This window comes from Fluviicola sp. (assembly GCF_030151805.1).
Lineage (GTDB): Bacteria > Bacteroidota > Bacteroidia > Flavobacteriales_D > Crocinitomicaceae > Fluviicola.
The window spans coordinates 1-15,933 of the sequence record NZ_JASLCN010000151.1 but is presented as its reverse complement, the minus strand read 5'-3'; the positions used below and the strand labels follow the sequence as shown (position 1 = coordinate 15,933).

At 42.1% G+C, this 15,933-nt stretch carries 13 protein-coding genes; 4 read left to right on the top strand and 9 right to left on the bottom strand.

The window, feature by feature from the left end; all coding sequences use genetic code 11:
- Window positions 1-65 precede the first annotated feature (65 nt).
- From cysD to Q1V93_RS05780, 3 genes are all read left to right on the top strand, one after another.
- Window positions 66-965, top strand: coding sequence for a sulfate adenylyltransferase subunit CysD (gene cysD / locus Q1V93_RS05790; protein ID WP_300662701.1), 900 nt, complete (start codon window positions 66-68; stop codon window positions 963-965).
- Between the two features lie 53 nt (window positions 966-1,018).
- A complete protein-coding gene (locus tag Q1V93_RS05785) occupies window positions 1,019-2,263 on the top strand; it encodes a GTP-binding protein (protein WP_300662698.1) in 1,245 nt (414 codons plus the stop codon).
- 84 nt (window positions 2,264-2,347) lie between these two features.
- The gene (locus Q1V93_RS05780; RefSeq protein WP_300662695.1) at window positions 2,348-3,358 is read left to right on the top strand and encodes an NAD(P)/FAD-dependent oxidoreductase; all 1,011 of its coding nucleotides are present in this window, start codon (window positions 2,348-2,350) and stop codon (window positions 3,356-3,358) included.
- 146 nt (window positions 3,359-3,504) lie between these two features.
- On the opposite strand, the gene Q1V93_RS05775 is transcribed toward Q1V93_RS05780, so the two are convergent.
- Together Q1V93_RS05775 and Q1V93_RS05770 are read right to left on the bottom strand one after the other, a co-directional pair.
- Window positions 3,505-3,951 carry a hypothetical protein gene (locus Q1V93_RS05775; RefSeq protein ID WP_300662692.1) on the bottom strand — a complete coding sequence of 149 codons (447 nt, stop codon included), beginning with the start codon at window positions 3,949-3,951 and terminating at the stop codon, window positions 3,505-3,507.
- A gap of 129 nt (window positions 3,952-4,080) precedes the next feature.
- Window positions 4,081-6,045 (bottom strand): M1 family aminopeptidase, encoded by a 1,965-nt coding sequence (locus tag Q1V93_RS05770; protein WP_300662689.1) that lies wholly within the window; start codon window positions 6,043-6,045, stop codon window positions 4,081-4,083.
- 227 nt (window positions 6,046-6,272) lie between these two features.
- Between Q1V93_RS05770 and Q1V93_RS05765 the strand changes: the two genes are divergently transcribed.
- Complete coding sequence (locus tag Q1V93_RS05765; RefSeq protein WP_300662686.1) at window positions 6,273-9,524, top strand: ATP-binding protein; 3,252 nt, start codon at window positions 6,273-6,275, stop codon at window positions 9,522-9,524.
- Here the strand turns inward: Q1V93_RS05765 and Q1V93_RS05760 are convergent.
- From Q1V93_RS05760 to Q1V93_RS05730, 7 genes are all read right to left on the bottom strand, one after another.
- Complete coding sequence (locus tag Q1V93_RS05760; protein WP_300662683.1) at window positions 9,521-9,958, bottom strand: GNAT family N-acetyltransferase; 438 nt, start codon at window positions 9,956-9,958, stop codon at window positions 9,521-9,523. The genes Q1V93_RS05765 and Q1V93_RS05760 overlap by 4 nt on opposite strands.
- A gap of 114 nt (window positions 9,959-10,072) precedes the next feature.
- The gene (locus Q1V93_RS05755) at window positions 10,073-12,403 is read right to left on the bottom strand and encodes a prolyl oligopeptidase family serine peptidase (protein ID WP_300662680.1); all 2,331 of its coding nucleotides are present in this window, start codon (window positions 12,401-12,403) and stop codon (window positions 10,073-10,075) included.
- Entirely contained in the window at window positions 12,393-12,932 is a 540-nt protein-coding gene (locus Q1V93_RS05750; RefSeq protein WP_300662677.1) for a hypothetical protein, read from the bottom strand. Before Q1V93_RS05750 ends, Q1V93_RS05755 begins: the two co-directional genes overlap by 11 nt.
- Before the next feature lie 39 nt (window positions 12,933-12,971).
- Window positions 12,972-13,934, bottom strand: coding sequence for a hypothetical protein (locus tag Q1V93_RS05745; protein ID WP_300662674.1), 963 nt, complete (start codon window positions 13,932-13,934; stop codon window positions 12,972-12,974).
- A 375-nt stretch (window positions 13,935-14,309) separates the two neighbouring features.
- Window positions 14,310-14,702 (bottom strand): hypothetical protein, encoded by a 393-nt coding sequence (locus Q1V93_RS05740; RefSeq protein ID WP_300662671.1) that lies wholly within the window; start codon window positions 14,700-14,702, stop codon window positions 14,310-14,312.
- 90 nt (window positions 14,703-14,792) lie between these two features.
- Complete coding sequence (locus Q1V93_RS05735; RefSeq protein WP_300662668.1) at window positions 14,793-15,188, bottom strand: hypothetical protein; 396 nt, start codon at window positions 15,186-15,188, stop codon at window positions 14,793-14,795.
- Between the two features lie 88 nt (window positions 15,189-15,276).
- A partial coding sequence (locus Q1V93_RS05730) for an NmrA family NAD(P)-binding protein (protein WP_300662665.1) occupies window positions 15,277-15,933 on the bottom strand: 657 nt, incomplete at its 5' end.

Here is a 15,933-nt window from a genome sequence, read left to right as displayed (position 1 = left end):
AGGAATTAGGAATTAGGAATTAGGAATTAGGAATTAGGAATTAGGAATTAGGAATTAGGAATTATATGAAAGATTATTTAGACGAATTAGAAGCGGAAGCGATCTATATTTTAAGAGAAGTTGCGGGACAATTTGACAGACCTGCGCTATTGTTTTCAGGAGGAAAAGACAGTATTTGTTTGGTGCATCTGGCTTTGAAAGCATTTCGTCCGGGGAAGTTTCCTTTTCCACTGGTTCATATCGATACCGGACATAATTTCCGGGAAGCCCTGGATTTCAGAGATCACCTGGCCGCAGAGATCGGGGAGAAGCTGATCGTGCGCAAAGTAGAAGATACGATCGCGAAAAACAAGCTCCAGGATGCACGCGGAAAGTTTCCGAGCCGAAATGCCCTTCAAACCAATACCTTATTGGAAACCATTGAGGAATTTGAGTTTGATGCCTGTATCGGTGGAGCAAGACGCGATGAAGAAAAAGCAAGAGCCAAGGAGCGTGTTTTCTCGGTTCGCGATGAATTCGGGCAGTGGGATCCGAAATTGCAAAGACCGGAATTGTGGAGTATTTACAACGGTAAGATTCACAAAGGAGAAAACGTACGTGTCTTTCCAATCAGTAACTGGACGGAACTCGATGTGTGGAATTACATTCAACGGGAAAACATTCAGCTTCCGGAAATTTACTTTACGCACGAACGCGAATGTGTTTTGACGGAAAACGGTCAGTTGATGGCAAACAATTCATTCCTGAACCTTGATGAAAAGGATGTGTTGGTGACACGAAAAGTACGCTATAGAACAGTAGGAGATATGACGTGTACGGCAGCAGTCGAAAGTGAGGCTTTTACAGTCGAAGATATTATTGCAGAGATCAAAGAAGCAAAGATTTCCGAACGTGGAGCAACGCGTATGGACGATCGCATTTCCGAAGCAGCAATGGAAGACAGGAAAAAAGGAGGGTATTTTTAATGATTAACTGTTTCCCCCTAAAGGGGAGAAGTGGTGAAAACAATTCAAAAAAAATGGATTTATTACGATTTTTTACAGCAGGAAACGTAGACGACGGAAAAAGCACCTTGATTGGTCGCTTGCTTTATGACAGCAAATCAATTTCTACGGATATTATCGAAACACTCACACGGCAAAGCAAAAGCGTGGGAGAACACGCGAGTATTGATCTGGCTTTATTGACAGACGGTTTGCGGGCAGAACGGGAACAGGGAATTACCATCGATGTGGCGTATAAATATTTCTCCACAGATAAACGGAAATTCATCATTGCAGATACTCCCGGACACGCTCAGTACACGCGGAACATGTTCACCGGAGCTTCTACAGCTCAACTGGCAATCATTTTGGTGGATGCACGAAACGGAATCACGGACCAAACAAAACGGCACAGTATTATTTCTGCGGTTTTGGGAACTCCACGCGTCTTGGTTTGTATCAATAAAATGGATTTGGTCGAATACAGCGAAGAGCGTTTCAATGAGATTGTTTCCGATTACAAGGCGTTTTCTCAACTGATTGGTTTAAAGGCAGTGGATTTCATCCCGACATCGGCACTTAACGGAGATCATGTGGTGCATGCAAGCGAAGCATTGTCCTGGTATGACGGATTGCCGCTTTTATCTTATCTGGAAACAGTGGAAATAGGAATCTCAACAGAAGCTGAAGTTGCACGTTTTCAGGTACAACTTGTGATCAGACCGCAAACAGAACAATTACACGATTACCGCGGATATGCGGGAAGTGTTTTGAGCGGAACGTTTCAAACAGGAGATGAGGTAACGGTTTTACCTTCCGGATTAACGAGCAGAATCGCAGCAATCGAATCGAATTTAAGTGAAGTTTCTTCTGCGGGTAAAAATCAGCCGGTTGTCTTACACCTGGAAGATGATTTGGATATCAGCCGCGGGAATACGATTGTTCTTTCATCAGATTTACCAACGACAGATAAAACCATCGAAGCGACTATTTGCTGGATGGACAACCAGGCTTTTCAACCGGGGCAGAAATTGTTGTTACAGCAGAATAGTTTTCGTACAAAAGCAGCTATTCGCGAAATCCGTTCGAAAATCGATATTCACAGCTTCCGGGATTTGGAAAGCAGCGGTGATTTAAAGCTGAATGAATTGGCGAAGGTAGAAATTCGCCTGGCAGATGCCATGAGTTATGATGCATTTGAAAAACAGGCCAAAACGGGATCGTTCATCCTCGTGAATGAAAACACGAACAATACGGTGGCGGCCGGAGTAGTTTATTAAAATATCCCGTACGAGCATTCAGGTGAGTAACTAAAATTCACGATCACAAATACTTTCGTACATGACTTATTAAAACGTTTAATTATGATCGAAACAGATATTGTTATTATCGGAACAGGTCCGGTCGGACTATTTACCGTGTTTGAAGCAGGATTATTAAAACTGCGTTGTCATTTAATCGACTCGTTGCCACAGCCGGGTGGACAATGTTCGGAAATCTATCCCAAGAAACCGATTTATGATATTCCCGGCTTTCCATCCGTTTTGGCAGGAGATTTGATCGATAACCTGATGGAACAGGCGGCGCCATTCAAACCCGGATTTACATTGGGAGAAGCGGCAACCGATATCGGGAAAGAAGCTGACGGAACCTTTATCGTTTCAACGGTTAAAGGAACAAAGCACAAAGCGAAAGTGGTGATCATTGCCGGAGGTTTGGGAGTGTTTGAACCACGGAAACCGCCTATTGAAAGCATCGGGTTGTTTGAAGAAAAAGGAGTGGATTATATGATCAAAGATCCGGAAGTGTTCCGCGGTAAAAAGTGTGTCATAGCCGGAGGTGGTGATTCCGCGCTGGATTGGTCGATTTACCTGGCAGAAAATAACATCGCTTCTGAAATAACACTGGTTCACAGAAGTGCATCTTTCCGTGGGCATTTGGATTCGGTGCAAAAAGTCATTCACATGGCTGAATCCGGAAAAATAGCGCTCATCACAGAAGCCGAAGTCGTTGATTTGAAAGGAGGATCGAACCTGGAAGAAGTAGTGATCAGTCATTCAAAAAACGGAGAAATTGTCACAAAAGCAGATCATTTTATTCCTTTATTCGGGTTGAAACCTACGCTTGGACCAATTGCTGACTGGGGACTGGAAATTGAGAAAAATGCCATCAAAGTGAATACACTGGATTATTCCACGAATATTCCCGGAATCTATGCAATCGGAGATGTCAATACATATGAGAACAAACTGAAATTGATCCTGTGCGGATTCCATGAAGGAACATTGGCTGTTCAATCGGCATTTGCCCGCATTCACCCGGATAAAAAGAATATTTTGAAATACACAACCGTAAATGGAGTCAACGGATTCTAAGAATTGTTTTTTACGGCAACTAATCGTTTAAATGATTGATTTGCTTTCAAACATCGGCTTTCTTACATTATTCGGGATATGATAAAATAAAAAATCCCCGGCCATTGAACGAAGTCGAAATGCCGGGGATTTTAAAAACGTTTATCTTAATGACTGTGATTGTGACCTTCACCGTGTTCATGGTCGTGATCGTGTCCTTCTGTTTCAGAACAAAGTCCTACGATTTGATGAAACACATCATGCAATTCAGACAGTGATTTCGTGATTTTCTTATCACTTGCACCACCCTTGATTGCTTTTTGTAGTTTCTCACTATCTGTTACCAATTGAGCAACTGCTTTCTTGATTTTCTCATTATCAAAATCAGCCGGGAATTTAGAAGCTTGCAATGTTTTTGCTTTTTCTACCATTTCACCGATTCTTGTTTTGATCGGCTCCAGGTTTCCTTCTTCACTCGGGTGGAATGTTTGAGCCATTACTTTGTGAAAGTCTTTCAGTTCGTTCCAATCCTGAAGTTTACTCTGTGCCGTAGCCTGGTTCATCAAAGCTGAGATACCAAAACCTACCAATAGTAATAAAGCGATTTTTTTCATGAATTATTTTTTAGTCCTGTAAATTTAGGGATGATTTTCAGACGGAGGGATAATTTAGAACAAAATTAACCGAAACTAAAAAAGCATCCTTTGTTTTGAAGAATGCTTTTCGTTTTAAATCGGGTATTGTTATCGCTTGATCAACTTGCTGTATCGCTCGCCGCTTGTCAGGTTTCTGACTTGTAAAATATACGTTCCGGAAGCGTAATCTTTTAGATCCAGCGTTGCTGAATGATCAAAATTTTGCGAAAGAACTGAACGGCCTTTGCCGTCCAAAAGGATCAATTCATAGTTTTCACCGGTGTTCTTCATTTCGATTGTCACATAACCGCTTGTAGGGTTCGGATAAACAGAGATATTCGCTGCCTGTTCGTTTTCGGAAATTCCGGCAGTGAAATTGTTGTCTCTCACAATTCCTAAGGACTTATTACAAATCCAGTTGTTCGGATCAATCTTCATGATATTTGCAAAATTCGAAGCATTCGGAATGATAAACTGGTTTTGATTCCCTGTAATTTGAAAACGAATGATTGTATCGGCAACACCTGTCCGGTCGATCAACAATTCCAGGTCATTGGTGAATACCGGAGTGACAAGCGGCTTGGATGTTATGTGATTGATTTCCACCAATGCATCACTTCCTACCAGGTTCCAGCGAACCGAATAAGTCGGATATCCTTCTCCGAAATACCATTCTTCTGCAAAATTCGAAAAATCCTTCCCGCTTACGTTTTCGAATACTCCAATGATATCTGTTCCCGAAGCAACAGAATCGGCATACAAAATCTGGGCATTTTTCAACCCCTGGTAAAAAACAGCATCGTCGCCGATTAAGAAACGCAGGGTATGCAAAATAGCAGCCCCTTTGTTGTAAACCAAACGGCTGGAGAAAATACTTGCATCGCTCAATGAATCCAGAACCCAAACCGATCCTCCTGTTTGCTGCATGATATCCGTATGCCTGTCCAGCATATCCTGAACCTGATCACCCGGATACAAGGCTTCCAGCATCATGTATTCGGCATAGGAAGCAAAACCTTCGTTCACCCAGATATCTGCCCAGGAAGAACAGGTAATGTGATCTCCGTACCATTGATGCGCCAATTCGTGAGCCGTAAGTGCCGGATTGAAAAAACCTTGTGTAGTCATCGTTTGGTGTTCCATTCCACCGGAAATCGGAGCCATGCAATGTCCGTATTTTTCATCTGCAAAAGGATAAGGACCGAATAAACCGGCAAACAATTCCAGGAAGTCCGCAGTTTCATTGATATCATTTTGAAAATTTGGCAACGTTTGTGGATTGTCATAAATGAAGTTTTGAATCAACACCGGACCGGAACCAACAGGGTTCGCAGTAACATTGTATTCTACATATTTGGCTACGGCAACCGAAATCAGGTAATAATCAATCGGGTGACGGTGTTTCCATTCGAAGCGGTGAGTTCCGTTTCCAAGATCAACCACTTGTTGCAGCAATCCGTTTGATCCTGCTTTACAGTTTGTAGGAACAGTTACCCAAACGGAACAACTATCGGCCTTGTCTTTCAGGGATTGTTTTACAGGAAACCATTCATAAGCTGCGAAAGGTTCGGACAAAGACCAGGTAACCTGATTTCCCCAGGACGGAGAAGTGCCATTGGTCATTCCGCCGCCGCCAAGCGGATTGGTAGCAGAAGTCGGAGGTGTTCCGCTGTAGTTTACATGAATCACAAAGTTTTCGCCAGGTAATTTGTTTACAGGAATTTTCAATGCACTGTTCTGACGATTGTAATTCACAGGAGTTCCGTTTACTTCAATGGAAGAAATGACGAAAGTGTGAAAGAACTCTACCAGAGCAGAATCGAGATTGACTCTTGCTTTCGCATGAATTTCAGCAGACCCCGACAAAGTGGTTGAAGTATTGGTCATGTTCAGATTCAGGAAATAATAATGAACATCATACTTTTCCGTTTCAGCAATCTGGGAAACACTAAACGTGTTACTTTTGAGCTGTGAATTCTGGTGTTTTTTTACGGAAGAACAACTCCCGTGAGAGTCCTGGGCGAAGTGAAGTAGAGGAAGGAAAAGGAAAGAGAGGAGAATGTTGTTTTTCATAAGTTCTAATTTATAGTGTCGAATTTAACGAAGTTTTATTAGAATCGTGTTTATTTCATACATTCAGGTAGCCAAGTAGCTGATTTATTTAGTGTAAGGCACATTCTGGACATTTATTCCGGCTTTCAGCAAGGAATCGCATTTAGGAGTAGGAAAATATTCCTTAACTTCACATTAATTGACTGTAATTCAAATTCATGAGGGGGACTTTGGAAAGGGATATCTTCTTGGCAAAACTTCTTGTTTTAGGAGTTGTATTTCTTTTCAATAGCAGTGTCTCGTATGCTGATTCGATTTCGGAAGAAAGCGCCCCGGTTCAGCAGTTAATTCAAAAAGCAGCTGAGGTAAAAGATTCGGATATTCATGAAAGTATCCGGCTTCTGACCATCGCCAACCGATCGGAAGAAATCAAACGGAAAAGAGATTTCAAATACACCGTATTGAGTCGTTTGAGTAACTACGAACAACAAAGCGGAGACCTGAAATCTGCCATCGATTTTGCTTACCAGGCGCTCTCAGTTGCAGAACAATTGAATGATTCCAAACTCATCGGCGAAATAGAATTTCAGATCGGCTTTATTTTCAAAGATCTGAAAGTGCATCTGAAAGCCGCCAGCCATTTTGAACGGTCGCTGATCGAATTCCGGAAAGTAAAAGAGATTTATGCGTATTTCAGGAGTAAAAGTTTTGTGGGACATTGTTTGACAGATTACGGACTGGAAAACAAAAATACCTGGTATCTCGATAAAGCAAGGTCGATCTATCAATCGGTGCTCCTGGAGGCAAAAACAAAAAAGCGGGAAGATTACGTATTGGCTTCGAACAACAACCTGTCGAATTTGTATTTGATTTATTACCAGGTCCGGAAAGGAGACGACAATCTGAAAATCAGCAGGGAATATGCCCGGAAAGTGATTGCCAATTCATTGATGTTAAAAGACACGCTGAGTTATGCGGTTGGTTTGGCCAATTATGGCGAAGCTTACGGTTTGGAAGGAAATGTGGACAGCCTGGAAAAATACACCAAACAAGCACTGAAGATTTATACCCGCTTGAAGAAACCGGATTATATTTTCAGCGCATCCAAATTATTGGTTCGCACTTACCTGGATAAGAAAATGCAGAAAGAAGCGGAAGAAGCTTTGAAAGATTACGAGAAAAACGTGCACCGTTTTCAGTTTTTAGCAGAATATAAAAACTATTACGAATTCTATTCCGAACTTGAAAGCCAAAGAGGAAACTACAAAGCGGCTTATGAATACCGGTTGCTCTACAACCAGAAGTTTGAAGAATACAGTGCCGAAGAAAATGCGAAAGAGTTGGTGAGACTGCAATTCCTGTATGATCTGAACAAAAAGAATGAAGAAATAGCGATTCTGAACCGGAATAAAAAGCTTCAGAATGACAACAACATCAATCAAATGACAATCCAAAACCTGTTGATAGGAAGTGTCGCGCTGTTGGTTGTCTTGCTGATTTTTATTTATGCACGCTACAAAGACCGCGTTTCGTCCAATAAAGTGATTCTTTCGAAAAACAAAGAATTGGAGCGCTTATCCATTGTAGCGAGTAATACCAATAACGGAATCACGATCACGAACCCGCAGGGAGTGATTTCCTGGATGAATGAAGGTTTTGTGCGATTGTACGGCTGGAATTCATCGGAAGAATTTCTTTCCGCCAAAGGAACGAGTATTTACGATGTAAGTGGATTGACGCGGGCTGAGATTTCATCGTTTATCGAAAAGTCGGTTGAAAACAAGGAATCCATCGTTTTCCAGGCGTTTAAAGAATTGAAAAACCAGGAGCAGAAATACATTCAAACTTCTTTGACACCGGTTTTTGACGAACAGAACGAGTTGAAATTTTTGGTGTTTGTAGATACGGACATTACGGATTTGCTGGAAGCACGAGAATTGGCAATCCGGGAGAAGCGAAAAGCAGAAAACGCACTCAAAACCCAGGAATTGTTCCTGGCGAATGTCAGTCATGAAATCCGGACTCCGATGAACGGAATCATTGGATTGACCAGGCAGTTGAACGACGAGAATTTATCCGAAAACCAACGGGAAATTGCGCATACGCTGAATCTTTCTGCCAATGGATTACTGCATGTGGTGAATGATTTGCTGGATGTGTCTAAGATCAGAGCCGGGAAAATGTCTTTTGAATACGTGCGTTTTTCCCTGAAAGACTTTCTGTCCAATTTCGTTAACTCGATTGCTTACCGCGTAGAGGAAAAAGGCTTGACGTTGCAGCAGGATTTTCACCAGAATCTCCCTGATTTTGTAATTGGAGACCCGGTTCGTTTGAACCAGATTCTTTTGAACATTGTCGGGAATGCGATCAAATTCACCATTGACGGAAGTATTACCTTGCGTGTTCATTCCATTCTCCACAGAAAAAACATGGAGCGGATTTCCTTCGAAGTACAAGATACGGGAATCGGGATTCCGGAAAACAAGCAGGAATTTGTCTTTGAGAACTTCACGCAGCTGGAAGATCACCGCACGCGTACTGTTTCCGGAACCGGTTTGGGATTGGGAATTGCAAAATCATTGGTGGAAGCCATGGGAGGAAACGTTGCGCTTTTCAGTAAGGAAGGTTGGGGAACTACCTTGTCGTTTGAACTGGATTTTGAACTTCATACGATCCAGGTTGAAACGAAAAAATCGGATCAGGAAGACATTGTTCTGGTAAAAGATCTCAGCGGACTTCGCGTATTACTGGTCGAAGACAATTCAATCAACCAGCGTGTTATTCTCTACGATCTGAATAAGTGGAATGCAACAGTTGTGGCGGTAAGTAATGCCCTGGATGCCATTGCCATTTTAAAAGACCAGACTTTTGATGTGATTCTGATGGATTACTACATGCCGCGAATGGATGGAATGGAAGCAACCCGGTTTATCCGCTCAAAATTTCCGGAACCAACCTGTTCCATTCCGATCATTGCAATTACGGCTTCGGCGATGGTTGGCGACCAGAACAAATTCATCAATGCAGGAATGAACGATTACATTTCGAAACCGTTTAATCCCGAAAAGCTTTACCAATTGCTCGTTAAATGGGGATATCAGAACAACCTGATATTCTCGGAAACCAAACAGACGGATCATACTGCGGAAGGATTGCTGGATTTGACTCTTTTGGAAGAACGGGCAGAAGGAAACGAAGAATACCTGCGTGAGATGTACGGAGCCTATCTCGAAATGATGCCCGAATATTCCATCGAATTGATTCACTTTTTTGAAGATGAAAATTGGGAAGAGCTGCGCAAACAAGCACATCAGATTTTAAGTCCGGCTCGTCTTTTTGGAATGCATACTACGGCAGAATTGTTACTGAAACTCGAGAAAGATCTGCAATTGAGCAAAAACGAAATGAAGATTTTGGTTTCTCAGATTGTTGATCAGATCCAGATTTGCGGAAAATTGATCCGTGATGAGTTAAGACGCATCGAATCGAAAGAATCTTAGGTCAGTCCGTCTTCGTTCAGGATTTTTACAAAATGAAAACCTTTCGGAGCATATCCCTGGTTGTAATAAAAGCGGTGAGCCTTGAAATTATTCGTGTAAGCATCCAGCGCCATGATGTTACAGTTTAATTCCTGCGCTTTTTCTTCCAGGTAGTGTTGAATGAGTTTTCCGGCTCCGGTTCCTCGTGCACTTTGGGAAACAATCACGTTGTCAAGTTCGAGATAAGGTCCGCACCAAAGTTTTGTTCCAAGCCAATATCCGCTGATCGCTAGACACTTTTCCTGCTCAAAAACTGCCACCTGCGCATACTTGTTCGGAAGCATATCCAGGAGCATTTTTCGATAATTTTCAACTGTCAGATCAGGATAGAGTTCCTGCAAAACAGAAAGATGAGGTAGCATTTCCCCGATGGTTTTTAATTCACGGATTTCCATGATATAAGAATTACGAATTACGAATTACGAATTACGAATTACGAATTACGAATTACGAATGATTAAACTTTTAAACTCTTGAACATTTTTTAATTAGGAATTAGGAATTAGGAATTATCTCAAATTGTGTTCAAACAACTCCAAAATCCTCCTGTATTCGTCAACCCATGCAGGAGTAAACGTGAATCCGTGTGCTTCGGTTGGGAAAATACTCAATTGGAAGTTGGTTTTCCCCAATTCAATAAAACGTTGATTCAAGCGCACAATATCCTGGAATTGTACATTGTCATCGACCATTCCGTGCAGCATCAACAAAGGCTTTTTCAGATTTTCAGCAAAGTAAATCGGACTGCTTCTTTTATAAGCCTTCGGATCTGTGGAAGGATAATTCAGAATATTGCTCGTGTACTCGTGATTGTAATGAGCCCAATCCGTCACAGCTCTCAATGCAGCACCGCAATTGAATGCATCCGGTGTTTTGAGTAAGCCCATTAAGGTGATGAAACCACCGTAGCTTCCGCCGTAAATCCCGACTCTGTTTGAATCGATAGCGACATTTTTAACCAGGAAATTCTTCGCATCTATATAATCGTGCAGATCGCGGTTGCCCATGTCGCGGTAAATATCCGTCCTCCAATCACGTCCGTAACCCTCACTGGCTCTGTAATCGACATCCAGAACCGTGTAGCCTTTTTCGGTGAGCAATTGATGAAACAGCATCTCACGTTGATAATAACTCCAGTAATGATGTGCATTTTGCAGATATCCCGCTCCGTGAACAAACAAAACCGCCGCACCGTTCGGTTTTTCCGGTTTGTAAATGCGCGAATAAATGGTTTTTCCGTCGGAAGAAGAAATTGGAATGATTTCAGGAGTCAGGAGTTGCAGTTTATCAAATTCAGGCAAAGTACTTTTCGTAACAGGAATCAATGGTTGATTCGGGAGATTCGGAACAATGCATAATTCCCAGGGGTGGGTGGTGGTCGAATAACGAATCGCCCACGTTTTTTCATCCGGAGACAAAACCCATTCAATTCCGAATTTTCCTTCAAACAAAGGTGTAACCTGGTTGGATTTCAAATCGAGTTTGTAGCCGTTCCGAACACCCGGATGGATTTTATTCGCAATGAAATAGATCGTTTTCATATCCCGGGAGAAAAAGCAATCATGCACTTCCCAATTTCCGGAAGTCAATGCTCTTTTGCTTTTGGATTGAATATTCATGGAGTATAGGTGCGAATAACCGCTTTGCTCGCTTTGAAAGATGAATTCGGAAGCATTGATCCAGGCTAAAGTTCCGTCGGCTTCATTCCATTCGGAAATTCCCGGCCCGCCGATCCACGCTTCATCGTGCTGGTGATCCAATTCGCTTAAAGTTCCTGTCCCGAGATCCAGCAGGCAAATCCAGCGATCCTTGTTGTCAAAAGCCCGGATGTCGACCAAGGCATTGTTTTCCTGCGGATTCATTACCGCCTGGTGAAAACAAAGCTCCCTGTCATTTGGAAACAAACCGCTGGAACCGTATTCCGCTAAATAGGCCGGTTTTTTGCGGATGTCGCTCAAAGAAGACGCACTCACAAAATAAACACTGTCTTTTTCAAGGTCAAAAATTCCCATTCGCGTATTGGGCTCCAGGTTGCTCACTTTCGGGCGCGCCTGCCGGTTTTGTGTAAATCCGTCCTGTGTAATATGCGCTTCGTAATGGGTGTTCGGAGCATCGGAATCCGTTGTGAGAACAAACGAAACAAAACGACCGTTTTCACTGACAGTGATTTTTGAGACGTATTCGCTTTTAGAATAGTAAATTCCGGAAGGAAGTTTTCGATTGGGTTGTTTTTTGTTCCAATCCTTTTTTGTGTTTTGCCATTGAATATAAGTGAACAGTTCTTTCTGCTGTTGAATCAAAAAGCTGGAATCACTTTTCTCCGTTGGTTTACTTCCCTGTATAAAATTGGTAACTTGAGTCATGCTTCCTGCAAGTGCATTGTAGGAAAAAACGTTTGAGCGAAGGATAAAATAAATCAGTGGGGAATTCTTCCATTGAAAGACCTCTTCCACAGGATCACTTCCGGAATAGACCACTGTTTTTTTCCTGGTTTTGAAATCGTATCTGAACAAATTTCCGGATTCAATAAAATAATGAACAGCAGCTAATTGCGGATGATTGTTTAAAGTAGGAGTCCAGGAATACTCGCCGTTGACTAAAGGGATTTTTACTGTTTTTTGTTGTTTCAGGTTGTAAGCATACAAACTTCTTCCGGGTTCTTTGCCCGGATTCCAGTCAAAAACCACCGATTCGTTGTCGATTGACCAGCGGATATTTTGCGGAGAAAATCCCACAAATTCTTCCCCTTTCATGATCTCTTCCAGGCGAATGGTTTGGGAGTTGCTTTCAGGAACAAAACTCAGTAAAAGAAAGAAGAGCAAAAAGATATTAGTATGCATAATAAGGATGTTTGCGGTATTTTTTTTCAAAATTTCGGGCCATTGCCTGCATGGAAGTTTTCGGATGAGTTGAAATAACCTCGAAAACGGTTCGTAATTCCCGAACCAGCTCCGGATATGCGTTCAGGTAATGTTTTTCGATCATGCGTAAGGCATGGTATTTCAAAGCCGGAAGCGCTTCCGGATCATGCAGAAAGAGGAAGAGTTTATCGAGCAATTCCCCGTTTTCAGAGCAGGAAAAAGGAGCATAAACCAACGTATTGGATAGGTTTCGCTGAACGGAATGGTTGCTTGTATGGAGCAATGTATGAATCATTAACCCGAAGAGCTCTTTGGTCATGAGTTCCGGGTGCTTTTCAAAGAAATGATACGCAATCCAGGAAGAATATTCCGGAAAAGGGTATTGATCAGAAGCAATTTCCTGAAAAATGGCAGTGCGGAACGGTTCATCTTTTTCCAAAAGCTTCGTAGCCGATTTGAAATCGCGCTGTGTTCTGAATTCCGTCAAAAACTCTTGTGCTGTATTCATTCTTTTTCTCCGGGTGATATAAAAATCGCTTCGGTTTTATTATTTCTCGTTCAAACTTAAATAAACAGGTAAATGATCGGAATAACCACCCTGATAATAATCGCCGCCGTAACTGGAATTCGGTTTTTGATTCCCGTCCTCAAAAGTGTATAAAAGCTTCGGATTGCGGACGATAAATGCATGATTCCGATCAACCTCAAGCCCGGATTGCCCTTGAAGCAATCCCTGGGAAACGATTAACTGGTCGAAAACATCCCATTGACGCTCGTGAACCACTGTTCCTGCTCCTTTTTTGTGTTCTTCTACCAACAGGTTGATCAGATCGCCGGGTTTTTGTTCGTGTTGTCCTTTGGCACGAAGAATTTCCCGGATACTCGGATCTTCCGGCGTGTCGTTGAAATCTCCCATCACGATGATATTTGCATCTTCGTTAAACCCCAGAATTTCATCAATTTCTGCCCGAAGCAGGCGAGCAGCGGTATGTCTGCGGTTTTCAGATTCCTTGATTCCTTCTCTTCGTGAAGGCCAGTGATTGACAAAGAAGTGAATTTCATGGTCCGAAACAAGGCCTTTGATATGTAGAATATCACGCGTCCGGAAATACGGTTCATCTTCCACGAGAACAATTAGTTTTGTTTCCAGTTGGGTTTTCAAAAACCGGCTGTCGTAAACAAATACACAGTCAATTCCGCGTCTGTCCTCCGAATCGAAATGCACGATCTTGTAGGGAACGGAGCTCAGTTTTTCTGTCCGGATCAAATCTTCGACCACTTTCCGGTTTTCAATTTCCGCCATCCCGAAAGCCAGGGGAGTAGCTCCGTTTGCCAGCAGCAACGCTTCCGAAAGCCGGTTTAACTTTTCAGAATAGCGTTCATGATCCCACTCTTTATCTCCTTCGGGAGTGAATTCTTCATTTCCCTGGAGTTTCGGATCGTCAATCGTGTCGAACAAGTTTTCGACGTTGTAAAAAATGACAGGATGTTTACTTAAAGGTTGCAACATATGTTTTGAATGAATCGAAATCAAATATAAGCAATGTCATTTGAATCAATTCACCGGGTAGAGGAGAGGTAAAAGCAAAATGGCTTGTCCGCGAGTTTAGGTGATTTTTTAAATTGTCTGCTGAACGCTTGCGCCATCGCTAAAGCTATTGGCGACATGCGATCAGGGTTGGCGCATTACACAGACTCCGACAGAGTCGGAGCGCAGAGCTGATTTTAGCTATTTCATCTGCGCAATCCGCGTGATTTGCGGGAAAGGTAATATGTCATCCGATGCGGGCATTGGATCACCTGTGTTTTCATACATCACTAAACAAAAAAGCCCGGAATAGTCCGGACGCTTTCAGGTATTTTATTTGAGATGACGGAACCTCAATCAGGGATTGATGTAAAAACGTCTGGATTGTTTCGTTGTTTTTCCCGTATCGTCCGTTACTTCAACATGTAAATAAAATTCTCCGGTTACATTCGGTAATGGAAAATTGGTATTGATCGTTTGCTTTTTTTCTTTCTTTTTCAGATTCGTTGTTTCGTAATTGGTGAAATCAGGATCTGAAATTCCGGCTGCATCTCCAAAGTAGTAACGGTGAGAGATAATCCCGCGATCGTCTTCCATTTCTACATGAACCGTGAATTGCTGATTGACCTGGTAATGAGAATCCTCCGTTGGAGTCAGAATATTGATAGTCGGGTATTTTTTGTCTTTACAGGATGAAATGCTTACAATCAGAAAAGCAGCCAGTAACAATTGAAACGTTTTTTTCAACATAGATGAAGGGTTGATTTTAGTAAAACAGATTATTTTTCATTGTAGTAATAATGACCAAAAATAAGGAGAAAAATTCCATGTTGATTCAAACTACCTACTTCTTCTTTTTTTGATAATCAATAATAGGGCGAAATGCAGGACCAACAGGATTCCGAATGTTATTCCCTGAAGAGTTAAGCCGGCATAATTAAAAGGATAACCGTCATTAAAGAAAAATCCCCAAAGAATGATCACAATCCAGAAAAGACTAAGCGTATTGCAAATGAGGAGCAAGATAGTTTTCTGCTTCGTCAATATCCATAAAGAAAAGGCATACGCCATAAAACCTCCGGCACCGATTATCCGGAGAAGGCCTGTAAAGGGCCAGTGCATTACTTTGAACAAGTACCCGATAGCAAAGATTGAAAACCAGATAAATGCAATTTCCGGTCGGAATAGAAGTGTTTTCTTCTCATCTGTGTTGATTTCATCCAGTAACTCTTCCATAAATGATTGTGTATAGTTGCAAAAGTACAAAATACAAAAAGCGAATACAGAAAATTCCATATTCGCTTTAAGTGAATCAACGGATTCGTTATTGGAAAGAATAAGTCTCTGTCAAAAATTGCTTCAGAGAAGTAGGTTTTCTGCCTAAAAGCTCTTCCAGGTGCGTATTCGGAATGTCGAAATCACCGTCTTTTGTTGCAGTCGCGAACCCGATTGTAAACCCGATCAGGTGTTCCGGAACTCCTGCTTCTGTCAATGCTTTTGAAAAATCAGTTACCGGGACGTCGTTATAAGGAACTGTTTTACCCGAAATCTCGCTCAACAGATCAGCAACATCCTGGTAGGAATAACTTTCGGTATTGGAAATTTCGTAAATCTTGTTTTCATGTCCTTCGCCTGCCAAAATATTCGCTGCTGCTTCCGCAATGTCTTTTCTCACCGCATAAGGAACCTTTCCGTTTCCTGCCGGAAGATTGATTCCTGTTTCCAGAACCCGCTCTCCGAGAAATACCGGAATCACGTCTGCATACAAATTATCTCTCAGGAAAGTATACGTCAAACCGGAGTTCAAAATGTGTTTTTCCGTATCGAAATGCTCTCCCATGATTTGATTCAATGCCGATTGTTCGAAATGCTGCATGGAAACACCCGTGTAAATGAGGTGTTTTACTCCTGTTTCTTTTGCTGCGTCGATTACTCGTTGGTGTTGACCCAACCGATCATTGAAATCGTTGGAAGAGATCAA

Bases quoted from the DNA above. Each gene is read 5' to 3' on its own strand.
- Q1V93_RS05775 (WP_300662692.1), bottom strand. From the start codon at position 3,951: ATGAAAAAAATCGCTTTATTACTATTGGTAGGTTTTGGTATCTCAGCT.
- Q1V93_RS05780 (WP_300662695.1), top strand. From the start codon at position 2,348: ATGATCGAAACAGATATTGTTATTATCGGAACAGGTCCGGTCGGACTA.
- Q1V93_RS05760 (WP_300662683.1), bottom strand. From the start codon at position 9,958: ATGGAAATCCGTGAATTAAAAACCATCGGGGAAATGCTACCTCATCTT.
- Q1V93_RS05770 (WP_300662689.1), bottom strand. From the start codon at position 6,045: ATGAAAAACAACATTCTCCTCTCTTTCCTTTTCCTTCCTCTACTTCAC.
- Q1V93_RS05750 (WP_300662677.1), bottom strand. From the start codon at position 12,932: ATGAATACAGCACAAGAGTTTTTGACGGAATTCAGAACACAGCGCGAT.
- cysD (WP_300662701.1), top strand. From the start codon at position 66: ATGAAAGATTATTTAGACGAATTAGAAGCGGAAGCGATCTATATTTTA.
- Q1V93_RS05735 (WP_300662668.1), bottom strand. From the start codon at position 15,188: ATGGAAGAGTTACTGGATGAAATCAACACAGATGAGAAGAAAACACTT.
- Q1V93_RS05785 (WP_300662698.1), top strand. From the start codon at position 1,019: ATGGATTTATTACGATTTTTTACAGCAGGAAACGTAGACGACGGAAAA.
- Q1V93_RS05745 (WP_300662674.1), bottom strand. From the start codon at position 13,934: ATGTTGCAACCTTTAAGTAAACATCCTGTCATTTTTTACAACGTCGAA.
- Q1V93_RS05755 (WP_300662680.1), bottom strand. From the start codon at position 12,403: ATGCATACTAATATCTTTTTGCTCTTCTTTCTTTTACTGAGTTTTGTT.
- Q1V93_RS05740 (WP_300662671.1), bottom strand. From the start codon at position 14,702: ATGTTGAAAAAAACGTTTCAATTGTTACTGGCTGCTTTTCTGATTGTA.